This window comes from Streptomyces sp. NPDC039430 (assembly GCF_055639435.1).
The window spans coordinates 182,671-194,462 of record NZ_JBVKAK010000006.1 but is presented as its reverse complement, the minus strand read 5'-3'; the positions used below and the strand labels follow the sequence as shown (position 1 = coordinate 194,462).

Genomic DNA, 11,792 nt, shown 5'->3' with positions numbered 1-11,792 from the left:
CGCTGCGTGTGGAGAAGGGTTCGTGGAGGACTCCGGAGGCGCCTCCGGTCCCCCCCCCCCCCCCCCCCCCCCCCCCCCCCGCCGTGTGCCGCCCCTGTTGCTCCGCCCCTGGTGCGGCCGCTTGCCCGGCCCCGTGTTCCGGCCCTTGTGCGGGCGCCCCGGGTATCAGGCCGGGTTCATGCGGTACGTCTGGCCGGCTGTCGTCTCGATGGTGATCACACCTCCCGGAGTGGTGTACGGCACCGCGTTGCCGGCCGCGTCGGTCACCGTGAAGGCCGTCGACCACGGGTTCTTCAGCCGGAGCGTGCCGCCCGCCTCGCTCCGGACGTCCACGTACGGGACCTTGCCCGCCACCTTCGCGCTGGAGACCACGAACGCGCCCTTCTGGCGCAGCTGGTAGAAGCTCGCGTCCTTGGCCGCGGGCCAGACGGGGAAGAGCGAGATGACGGACGCGTCGCTCTGCACCAGCATGCTGTTGATCGCCTCGGTCGCGCCCGACTTCTCGATACCGTGGTGCGGGTCGGTGATCCGCAGGTTCGGCGCCGTACGCGTCGAGATCACCGATGTGAACCTGTCGATGAGCTGATCCGCCGGATAGCCCACCCGCGCGGCCTGGTTGAAGATCTTCGGGAAGCTGTTCTCCTGGCCCCACGAGTTCATCGCGGTCACGGTGTCGCGCGCGACCTGGAGCCGGCCGGCGTCGGAGTTCACCCCCAACTGGTCGGCGGGCTGGATGAATTCGAGGTTGATGGTGTTGTCGCCCGGCCGGATCAGCCGGGTGTCCGCGCCCCGCATGGCGCTCGCCAGCGAGTAGACCGTCCTGCCGTTGAGCGTGGTCGTCGGCTGGGCGGGCAGGTTGGTGAGGATGTTCTGCCAGACCGCCCGGCGGTCGGCGTCGACGTTCAGCTTCCGGCTGCCGGAAACGGCGGCGGTGAGCACCTGCTTGAGCATGCCGAGGTCGGGCGAGGAGTTCTTGCCCCAGGTGCCCTCGTGCGGACCGCCCCAGAGCGCGTACGTGCCGCCCGCGTCCCGCTCCAGCCAGTGCTCGAAGAACCGCGCGACCTGGCTCAGGAACGGATACCCCTTGGTGCGCAGCCAGTTCTCGTCCTGTGTGTACTCGTAGTACGCCACGAACTGCGTCGCCGAGAACAGGGAGTTGGAGACCTGCTGGTGGTACTGGTCGTCCGTGGTCGAGCCGCTCGCCGATCCGAACGGACTGATACCCACCGGGAACAGGACACCCGAGGGCACGCCCCCGCTCGGGAAGCGTGAGGCGACGTAGTCCTGATGCACCCGCCGCAGATCCTGCTGGGCCCGGCGCTGCGCCTCCGGCACATAGGAGAGGACCGCCTCGTGGAACGGCAGCGCGAGATCGGGGCGGTTGCTGGAGTAGACCCCGTAGAAGGGCGCCTGCGCGTTGTAGTTGAGATGGAGGTCACCGTCCCACATCGGGTCGTCCGTGGTGGTCCAGATCCCGAAGATGCCGGGAACGGTCCTGCCCGCGCGGCTGGAGGCGCCGATGAAGTACTGGGCGGGGTAGTAGTACCTCTCCAGCGCGGTGTCGTTCAGACTGACGGCCGACCGCATCCAGAAGTCCTTCCACCAGGCGACCCGCTGGGCGTCGAGCGTTCCGATGGAACCGGCGTTCTCCGCCCGCACCCGCGCCACCGCGTCGTCGCGCGGAGCCGCCGGGTTCCGGCCGCCGCCGGCGACCGCCGTCACCAGCGTCACGGTGCCGCCGGCGGGAACGGTGAAGACGGTCTTCGCCGTGGGGCCGGACGAGGTGGGCGGCTGCACGGCGGTGGCTCCGAGCACCGTGGAGGCCAGGGCCGCGCGGGACACCCAGTTCGGCCCCGTCGGTGTGGCGCGCTCGGCCCACATCACCTGGCCGTTGACGCCCGATGAGTTGCCGTACTGAGAGTTGGGGCTGCCCATGGCGCCGGCGAACGTCGACGCCTGGAGCCGCACCGGCTGGGAGCCGGCCGAGGTGACCGACGTGACCATGACGTTCTTCTCGGCGGCCAGCCATGTCCTCATCGACAGCGGGGTGTTGCCCATCGACACGGACGTGGTGATCGACCCGTCGACGATGTGCTGTTCCTCGCGGAACGGCTGCGCGGGCGGCGTCGTACCGCCCGCGCTCGCGTAGAGCTCGATCTGTCCGACGCGGGCGCGCGGATTGTTCGTCGAGTCGGGTGTGGTGTTCTGCGTCGGCTCGGTGATGTGCAGCCTGACGTACCGCGTCTGTACGGCGGTGACGGTCCGGTCGATGACGTCGGCGGTGTTGTCCGTGACCGTGTTGACGGTGTTCCAGGTGGCGCCGTCCGCGCTGGTCTGGAGCGTCAGGTTCTTCGTGTTGAACGCCTCGTTCCCGGGGCGCGCCGCGTTGTCGTTGCGCACCACGAAGCGCGCGATCGTCTTGACGGAGCCCAGGTCGAGAGCGATCCACTGCGGCTTGCCGATGGCCGATACCCAGCCCTCATAGCCGCTGCCCCACTGCCCGTTGACCGCGCGGGACGCGGCGAAGGCATCGGTCGTGCTGCTGGCGGTCGCCGTGGCGCCGAGCGCGAGGTTGGCGTTGTCCGGCGCGGTGGCGCTCTGGAGGGTGACACCGCCGATGGGCGCGGTCCTCGTCGTCGGGTTCCCCGCCCAGAAGTCGCCCTTGGAGACGTAGAACGACTTCACGCCCGTGCTGCCGCCGGAGGTCACTCCGACGTCGCCGTTCCCGAGAAGGGCGGTGTCCGGCATCGTGCGTGACACCGAGCCGGTGTAACTCTGGTTCGTCCAGGTGCCCTTGATGCCCTCCAGCTTCGGCCGCAGGATGTTCCACTGCTCGGCCGGGGACGGTGCGCCCGCCGCCGCCCGGACAGGCGCGGCGCCCGCGGGTCCGGCGAGCGCGCCGCCGGGGACGGCGAGGGGTATCGCCACGGCGAGCGCCAGCAGCCCTGAGCGGCGGCCCGTGCGGCGCGGTATACGGCCAGTACCGCGGAAACGTGCCCGCGTCGTTCTCTCGTGCCCCATCGGTACTCTCCTTTGAGTAGGGGGTGGTGGGAGAGCTGGGGTCGTACAGGTGCGGGTGGCGCGTCCTCACAGGCCGGTGGTCGCTGCCGGACGGTCGCTGCCGGACGGTCGCTGCCGGACGGTCGCTGTCGGACGGCCTCTACAGGTCGACGACGAACGTGGCCCTCCCGGAGCGGCGTCCGTTGACCTGGATCTCCAGGGCGTGTTCGCCGGGGTAGTGCCGGCGTGTGGTGATCGGGCGGAAGGAGTGCCGGCGCTCCAGCACGAGCCGTTCGCCGGCGGCCAGGGTCCGCGTGGTCAGTTTGAACACGCGGGGCGCTGTGGAGCCGTTGGCCTTGACGTAATGGACGACGTAGTCGACGGCCAGCCGGACCGGCAGCGGCCCCTCGTTGGTGAGGTGCACGCCGAACGCCAGTGCGTCGTCCTCAGTGACCTTCGTGCCGCGCAGTGTGGGCCCGGTGACGACCAAGTCGTCGGGGGGCGGGGCGAATCCCAGCAGACCGAGCGCTGCCGGATCGGCCTGCTTGACGAGAGTACGCATCGCGTGCCGGACCACGGCGGGCGTGGAGGCGGCAGCGGCGCGCTCCGACCAGCCGCGCGCTGTGGAGACCGCGAGGGCCGGGTCGAGCCGGGAGATGTCGTTCAGGTGGTTGGCCACGGATCTGCGGACCACTTCGTCCGCGTCGGTGTGCAGCGCGTCGAGGATCGGCACGGTCACGGAGGGCCGGAGGCGCAGTTCCGGTACCTGCTTCGCCCAGGGCAGTCGCGGTCGGGTGCCCTCGCTCGCCAGTCGCCGTACCGACGGGTCGTCGGACGCGGTCCAGGCGCCGACGGTCCGCAACGTTCTCCCGATGTCCGCGTTGAGGAAGGTCCGCAGCGCGAATTCACTGGTCAGACGGGGTGTCAGGGCGGCGAGTAGAGCGAGGCCGTCCTCGAAGTCGGCGGCGCGGTCCGCGTCTACGGCCAGCACCGCCACAGCTTCGGAGACCGGCCAGATCATCCAGCCGGAGAACTCCGGATCGGCCAGGGCGGCACGGAAGACGTCCGCGGCGGTCCGGTACGAAGCGGAGAGGTCCTGGACCAGCGCGTCACGTACGGCGCGGGTCCGTTGGCTCAGGCCGAGTGGCCCGAGGGTCTCGGCGCTCGCCCGTACGGCGGACCAGCGTGTGGACCCGCGCGTGCCCGGCGCGGTCGTCGCGCCGAGCACGCGTGCCAGCTGTCTGACGGTGGCCGCGCTGATCAGTTCGTCGGCGGTGGGCATGTCGGTACGTCCTTCGTGTGTCGGCCAGGATCGGTCCGGATCCGGGGGCTTCCTCGCGCTTCAGACGTTACGACGAGACCAGGACAACTTCGGTCCTGGTCATGCTCCTGGTCCTGGTCCTGGGCCGCGGAAGCGGCACACTCACGTCGCGCCGATGGCCGCCGTGAGCATCGGGAGCGCACGTGTGAGGGCGCGTTCCCAGTAGGGCCAGGTGTGCGTGCCGGGGCCGTAGCGGTCGGCCGTGACGTTCAGGCCGTGGGACCGCGCGCGGGCTATGTAGTCCCCGGCCATCACGTCGAGGGTCGCCTCCAGACTGTCGGGCGTACGGTCCGGGGGGTCGAACGGGCCGGGCAGGCCGTTCCCGCTGCTGGCATAGACGGGATAGCCGCGCGGCAGCCGGGAGATGAGCTCGTAGGCGTTGTGTTCGCGCCAGAGGCCCGCCTGGGCCGTGGGATCGCCCCACAGATCGAGCGGGTTGAGGCCCTGTCCCTTGACGATGTTCTGGATGCCGGTCGTGTACCGCGCCGTGTTGACGAGGCCGCTGAAGGACGCGGCCGCGCGGAACAGCGTCGGATGCTTCGCGGCGTAGTACAGCGCGCCATGGCCGCCCATGGACAGCCCGGCCACGGCGCGCCGGTCACCGGCCCGCACCCGCTGCTCCAGGATCTGGCGCACCTCGGTGAGGTGGAAGGTCTCCCAGGCGGGCGCCCCGTAGCGGCCCTGGTTCCACCAGTTGGCGTAGAAGCCCGCGGGTCCGCCCTCCGGGATCACGATGAGGGCGGGGGTCCGAGCCGTGATGGCGTCGGCGTTGCCCCAGCCGGCCGAGCCGGGGCTTCCGCAGCAGCCGTGCAGCAGATACAGCACGGGCCACCGGCGGGTGGGCGCGTCGTCGAAGCCGGGCGGCAGCAGCACGTTGACGTTGCCGGTGCGGCCGAGTGCGGGGGACTCGATCCGCAGGTTCAGCGTGCGCGCGCTGATCCGCTCGGCCGCCAGGAGGCGCGGCCCGCGACGGGAAGGGGACGGTGCGGCGGAGGGCGGTGTGGCGGAGGACGCGGATGCCATGGAGCCCGACGCGACGGCGCCTACGCCGGCGATGGCCAGCGCGGCGACGGCACGCCGTCGGGTGAGGGGGAGCGAGGGGGGTACGTCGCGTGCGGGGCGGGGTGGTTGGGACATGGTGTCTTCTCCGTCTCTCATCTCGTTCCGGGACGTGGACGTGCGGAGCAGTGAGCATGTTCCGGTGTGGTCAGGGAATCGCGCGCAGCACCACGGTGAAGTCCATGGGGGCCGCCGTCAACCGGTGGGCCGGCAGTGTGTCGGGCCCGCAGGAGGCGGACCCCAGGCCGTGCTGGGCGAGGTCGAGATGGACGTGGACGCGGTCACGGGCGACGAGTTCGTGCGGGTGCCGGGCCGCGTCGAGGTCCTGGGTGGTCCAGTGGCGCGCCGTGAACCCGAGATGTGGCCGGCCCTCGAAGCGGATTCCGCCGGCCGACCCGTCCGACGGCGTCAGCTCGGCCCAACGCACCTCACTGCGGTGTCCGTTCTCCTGCGGAAACGTGTACGGGAACTGGAGCGCGTCGACGGTGTGCTCCCAGCGCCCGACACGTACCGCCGCGCGGGAGTCGGGATACGACTCGCCGGGCCCCAGCCCGAACCACCGGACCAGGCTCCAGGCGGCCGGCAGCGCCAGACGCACGCCGAAGCGCGGCAGTGGCATCTCCTCGGGCCACGGGCCGTCGGGCGCCGCTGCCAGGCGCAGCCGCAGACCACCGGGCACCGTGCTCCAGTGGTACGTGGCGGCCAGCCCGAACTGCTCCGAGGCGGGGGCGAGCCGGCTGTGGACGGTGAGAGCCGCACCGTCGGCGTACACCCGGTCGATGCGATGGCGCATACGGTCCAGGCCGCGCTGACGCCAGGTACGGGCGGCCTCGGAGCCGCGCGATTCCGCCCCGGGCTCACGGTCGTTGTCGGTCATGGCCCGCCAGATGTCGAGCACGGGCCCCGCCAGCTCCGTACCGCCGAGCGAGCGGAGCCGTCCGGTGTGGACGTCGAAGATTCCCTCACCGAAGGCGAGTTGGCCGGCCGGGAGCCGGTCCGTGGGGAGCCGCTCCGCCGCCGGTGTCCGCCGCGGGTGCCGGACCGCCGCCGCCTCCGGCTCCTGGGGCGGGGCGCCTTCGGCCACGCGCGCCTGGCCGAAGGCGACCTCGTGCCCGGCCGGGGCCCAGCGGGTCGCCGCCGCGAGGACGGCCCGCACCGTGATCCACGTCTCACGGCCGGTGGGGGCGATGCCGGGCAGGGCGCAGGCCGCCTCGCCCCCGGCCGGGATCACCGGGACGTCCAGCGGTCCTGAGGCCACCACACCCTCGTCGGTGACCACGTCGTACAGAAAGCGCAGCCCGGAGGTGTCCGCGAACCGCAGCACACTGCGTACGGTGACCGTGCCCGATCGCGGGACGATGGTGAGGCGCAACGGCTGGAAGACCGCCTTGAGTTCCAGCAGGCCCGGCGTCGGGGTGCGGTCGGGGAGCAGCAGTCCGTCGGCGATGTAGTTGCCGTCGTGGATCTCCTCGCCGAAATCGCCGCCGTAGCCGAAGAACTCCTGGCCGTCGCGGGGATCACGGGTCCGCAGGGACTGGTCGTTCCACTCCCACACCAGTCCGCCCATCAGCCGCTCGTGAGCCTCGAACAGCCGCTGGTAGTCGGCGAGTCCGCCGGGTCCGTTGCCCATGGCATGGGCGTATTCGCACATCAGATAGGGCTTCTCGGGGTGCTCACCGCCGGTGCCGATGCGCTCCACACCCGCGTGTTCGCGATAGGTCTGGCTGTAGATGTCGCTGCACTCGGCATCGCCGGAGTAGTGGACCGGGCGGGACGCGTCCCGCCCGGAGATCCAGGCGCGCATCGCGTGCAGATTGCGTCCCTTGCCCGCTTCGCTGCCCAGGGACCAGATCACCACGCTCGGATGGTTCTTGTCGCGCTCCACCATGCGCCGGGCGCGGTCCAGACAGGCCGCCTCCCACGCCGGGTCGTCACTGGGATTGCCGCGCCAGCCCGCCTCCAGGATGAAACCGTGGGTCTCCAGGTCGCATTCGTCGATGACGTACAGGCCGTACTCGTCGCACAGGTCCAGGAAGTAGGGATGCGGCGGATAGTGGCTGGTGCGTACCGCGTTGATGTGGTGACGCTTCATCAGGACGACATCGTCGAGCATGTCCCGCGCGGTCAGCGCGCGGCCGCGGTCAGGGTGGAACTCATGGCGGTTGACGCCGTGGAGCTTCACCGGCCTGCCGTTCACGGTGAAGACATGGCCGTCGATCCGGACCGTACGGAAACCGATGCGCAACGGCACCACGGTCCCGGCCGCGGTGAGCGATCCCTCGTACAGGCGCGGCAGTTCGGCGCTCCACGGCTCGACCCGGGGGAGCGTGACGCGCTCTCCCGCGGGGACGTCCACGCCGAGCTCGGGTACGCGTACACGCGCGTCCACGGTGTCGGCGTCGACATCGACGCACAGGACGCCCTCGCCCGTCGCGGGCGTGTAGCCGGCGTGCACCCGGTAGTCGGTGACGGCGCCGGCGGGCCGCGTGTGCAACGACACGTCACGGAAGACGCCCGACAGCCACCAGGTGTCCTGATCCTCCAGATAGGAGCCCGCCGACCACTGGTGTACCTGGACGGCGAGTACGTTCTCCGTGCCCGGCCGCAGCAGATGCCCCACGGCGAACTCGGACGGCAAGCGGCTGCCACCCGCCGAACCCACCTCGGTGCCGTTCAGCCACACCGTGAAGAACGAGTCGACGCCTTCGAAGCGCAGCACCGACCGGTCCGGGTCGGGCCAGGGCTCGGGCGGGCGGAAGCCGTAGCGGTAGCAGCCGGTCGGATTCTCCTGGGGGACATAGGGGGGATCGACGGGGAACGGGTAGCGGATGTTGGTGTATACGGGGGCGCCGTAGCCGTGCAGCTGCCAGTGGGACGGGACCGGCAGCAGGTCCCAGGCCGTGTCGTCGAACGTCTCGGACCAGAACGCGTCCGGAACGTGCGCCGGGTCCGGGGCGAGCCGGAAGCGCCAGTCGCCGTTGAGGCTCAGGCACGGGGAGGAGCCGGCGAAGGCGGCACGGGCCGGCAGCGGGCCCGGCGGCGGGGCCGGGTCGAGGTGCCGGGGCAGTGCGGGGGACATGACGGGCGTCTCCTCGAAGGATCGGGCCGGTATGCGATCTTGTCGGTACGAGTACGAGTACGAGTACGTACGCGGGGCGGGGCGGGGGGGGGGGGGGGGGGGGGGTTCCCCCCCCCCCCCCCCCCCCCCCCCCCCCCCCCCCGCCGTGTCAGCTCCTCAGCCGTACCGTCAGGATCTGGAACGGGCGCAGCGAAAGCCCGACACCATGACCGTCCGCGGTGACCTCCAGCTCGGACTCCGCCTGTTCCAGCAGGTCCGCGAGGTGGGCCGCCCGCAGCCCGCGGGCGCTGGTGAGCGTGGTGGTCGCGGCGCCGCCACGGGACTCGTAGAGCCGTACGACGACATCGCCTGAGCGGTCGTCGGCGAGCTTGACCGCCTCCACGACCACGGCCGGGTCGGCGACCGTGACCAGAGGCGCGGCCGTGGCCGCGCCCGGACGGCGGCGCAGCGGCAGATGCAGCGCGTAGCCCCCGGCGACGGCCGCGCCGATATCGGCGCCCGCCTCCAGCGCGTAGGTGAAGGCGTGCCGGCCGCGGTCGGCCACCGGGTCCGGGCTGTGCGGCGCGCGCAGCAGACTGAGCCGCAGCGTGGTGGTGGTGCCGCCGTCCTCACGGGTGTGACGGCGCACGTCATGCCCGTACGTGGAGTCGTTGAGGACGGCCGCGCCGAATCCGTACTCACCGACATGCACCCACCGGTGGTTCCACACCTCGAAGCGGGCCGCGTCCCAGCTGGTGTTCTCGTGCGTGGGCCGCCGCACATGCCCGAACTGGATCTCCGCGCTCTCGTGCTCGGCGTGCACGTCCAGCGGCCAGGCCGCCTTGAGCACGGCGTCGCGCTCCTGCCAGTCGATATCGGTGTGCACCACCAACCGTCGGCTTCCGGCGGCCAGTTGGAGGTCCTGCGTGATCCGCGAGCCGCCGAAGGACCGCTCCACGCGGACACTCGCGAGCAGCGGACCCCGCTCGGTCAGCGTGACCGAGTCGGCCTCGTCGAGATCGCGCACCGTGTTGCGGTAGTGGTGGTCGATGTTCCACGCGCTCCAGAGATTGGGGTCGTCGTGGTGCAGCTGGAGCAGGTTGCCCGGCTGGTCCGGGGCGAGGGTCTCGCGCGCCGCGGCGAGGTCCCGTACGGACCGGACGAGACCGGCGCCGTCGATCCGTACCCGCAGCAGGCCGTTGTCGAGGACGAATCCCGCGCCCCCAGCCGTGCCCGCGCCCTCACCCGCGTCTTCGCCCTCATCGACCGCCTCCGCCGTCACGGGCACGGGGGGCGCGTCGGCCAGGGTGCCCGCGCCCAGGGCGGGCGCGGTGACGGCGACCGCGTGCCGCCCGTCGCTCAACGGCTGCGCGTCACTCGGTGCCGGCACACCGGCCGGCAGGACGAGCACCTCGTTCCGCGCGTGCGGGCCCGCGTTGAACACACTGTGCGGCTCGTCGGTGTTCCCGTCGCCCCCGGCCGCTGTCAGCGCCGACAACGCGCCGTCGATGATCCCCTCCAGCCCCGCGTGGATCCGGCCGTACGTCTCCTCCGCCTGCCGGTGCACCCACGCGATGGACGACCCGGGCAGGATGTCGTGGAACTGGTGCAGCAGCACCTGCTGCCACCACTGCTCCAGCTCCTCGTAGGGATACGGCGCCCCCGTGTGCACGGCGGCCGTCGCGGCCCACAGTTCGGCCTCGCGCAGCAGCTGCTCGGAGCGCCGGTTGCCCCGCTTGGTACGGGCCTGGCTGGTGTATGTACCGCGGTGTGTCTCCAGATACAGCTCGCCGCGCCACACAGGACGTCGCGGGTACTCCGCGCGGGCCGTCTCGAAGAAGTCCGTCGGGTGGGTGATCTCCACCTTCGGAGAGCCCTCCAGATCCCGCAGCCGGCGGGCCTTCTCCAGCATGCCGCGGGTGGGACCGCCGCCGCCGTCGCCGAAGCCGAACGGCGCGAGCGACCGGCTGGCCGCCCCCTTCTCGGCGAAATTCCGCTCGGCATGGGCGAGTTCACGCCCCGTCAGCTCGGCGTTATACGTGTCGACGGGCGGGAAGTGGGTGAGGATACGGGTCCCGTCGATGCCCTCCCAGTCGAAGGTGTGATGCGGCAGCCGGTTGGTCGCGTTCCACGACAGCTTCTGCGTCAGGAACCAGCGCGCCCCGGCGAGGCGGGCCAGCTGCGGATACGCGGCGGTGTAGCCGAAGGAGTCCGGCAGCCACACCCCGTCCTGCTCGATACCGAACTCCGCCGCGAAGAACCTCCGCCCGTAGACGAGTTGACGCGCCAGCGCCTCCCCGCCGGGGAGGTTGCCGTCGGCCTCCACCCACATGCCGCCGACCGGTACGAAGGTGCCGTCGCCCACCGCCTTCCTGATCCGCTCGAAGATCTCGGGGCGCTGCTCCTTCATCCAGGCGTACTGCTGCGCGGAGGAGCAGGCGAAGACCAGCTCGGGGTACTCCTCGGCCAGGGTGGTGATGTTGGTGAAGGTACGGGCGCACTTGCGGACGGTCTCGCGCAGCGGCCACAGCCAGGCGGAGTCGATATGGGCATGGCCGACGGCGCTGATGGTGTGCGCGGAGGCGTGCGCGGGCCGGGCCAGCACATCGGAGAGCGCGGCGCGTCCGGCGGCGGCCGTGGCGGCGACGTCCCAGGGGTCGACGGCGTCGACGGCGCGCTCCAGGGCGCGCAGGATCTCATGACGGCGCGTCGAGTCGGCCGGCAGCTCGCGCATCAGCTCGTCCAGCACCTCGATGTCGTGCAGGAGATGCCACACGTCCTCCTCGCGGACGGCGATCCCGGCGGCGAGCAGCCGGTAGAGCGTGTCGGTGCCCGCGGTCTCCTTCGAGCCGTAGTGGGTACCGATGCCGCGGCTGCCGCTGATCGGCGGGTTGGCGGCCAGCTCGATGAGCAGATCCACCGGCTCCTCGCCGTTGGCCGAACCGGTGAGCAGCACCGACCTGTTGTAGGGGTGCAGGCCCTGGACCGGAGTGCCGGACGCGTCGTGCACGAAGCCCTCCGCCTGACCGCCCGGTCCCTTCGTGAGATCGAAGTCCAGGTCGAAGACCGCCTCCACCCGGCGGCCCGCCCAGGCGGCGGGGATACGGGCACGGGCGCGCAGCCAGGTGGTCGCCCACGGGCCGCCCCACCCCTCGCCCACGCTGAAGGGTTCGTACGCGGCGGTCAGGGCCTCGGCGACGGGTACGGGCTCGCCCGGCACCCGCCAGGCGGACAACTCCAGGGGCAGCGACGGGCCGTAGAGGGCGGGGGCCAGACGCTCCGCCGTGAACTTGGCGATCCGGTCCTCGGTGGATACGCGGTCGTCATGCATGGGACGAGGGTTCCTTCTCGGTG

General features: G+C 71.6%; 5 protein-coding genes. All 5 read right to left on the bottom strand.

What is annotated here, in order from left to right; genetic code table 11:
- Positions 1-165: 165 nt before the first annotated feature.
- Positions 166-3,021 (bottom strand): glycosyl hydrolase family 95 catalytic domain-containing protein, encoded by a 2,856-nt coding sequence (locus ACZ7LS_RS17430; protein ID WP_385137403.1) that lies wholly within the window; start codon positions 3,019-3,021, stop codon positions 166-168.
- A gap of 139 nt (positions 3,022-3,160) precedes the next feature.
- Positions 3,161-4,282, bottom strand: coding sequence for a DNA alkylation repair protein (locus ACZ7LS_RS17425; RefSeq protein WP_385137405.1), 1,122 nt, complete (start codon positions 4,280-4,282; stop codon positions 3,161-3,163).
- A gap of 141 nt (positions 4,283-4,423) precedes the next feature.
- Positions 4,424-5,458, bottom strand: a complete 1,035-nt coding sequence (locus ACZ7LS_RS17420) for an alpha/beta hydrolase (RefSeq protein ID WP_385137407.1) — start codon at positions 5,456-5,458, stop codon at positions 4,424-4,426.
- 70 nt (positions 5,459-5,528) lie between these two features.
- On the bottom strand, positions 5,529-8,459 hold the full coding sequence (locus ACZ7LS_RS17415) for a glycoside hydrolase family 2 TIM barrel-domain containing protein (protein WP_385137409.1): 2,931 nt from the start codon (positions 8,457-8,459) through the stop codon (positions 5,529-5,531).
- A 148-nt stretch (positions 8,460-8,607) separates the two neighbouring features.
- Positions 8,608-11,769 carry an alpha-mannosidase gene (locus tag ACZ7LS_RS17410; RefSeq protein ID WP_385136222.1) on the bottom strand — a complete coding sequence of 1,054 codons (3,162 nt, stop codon included), beginning with the start codon at positions 11,767-11,769 and terminating at the stop codon, positions 8,608-8,610.
- Positions 11,770-11,792: the final 23 nt, after the last annotated feature.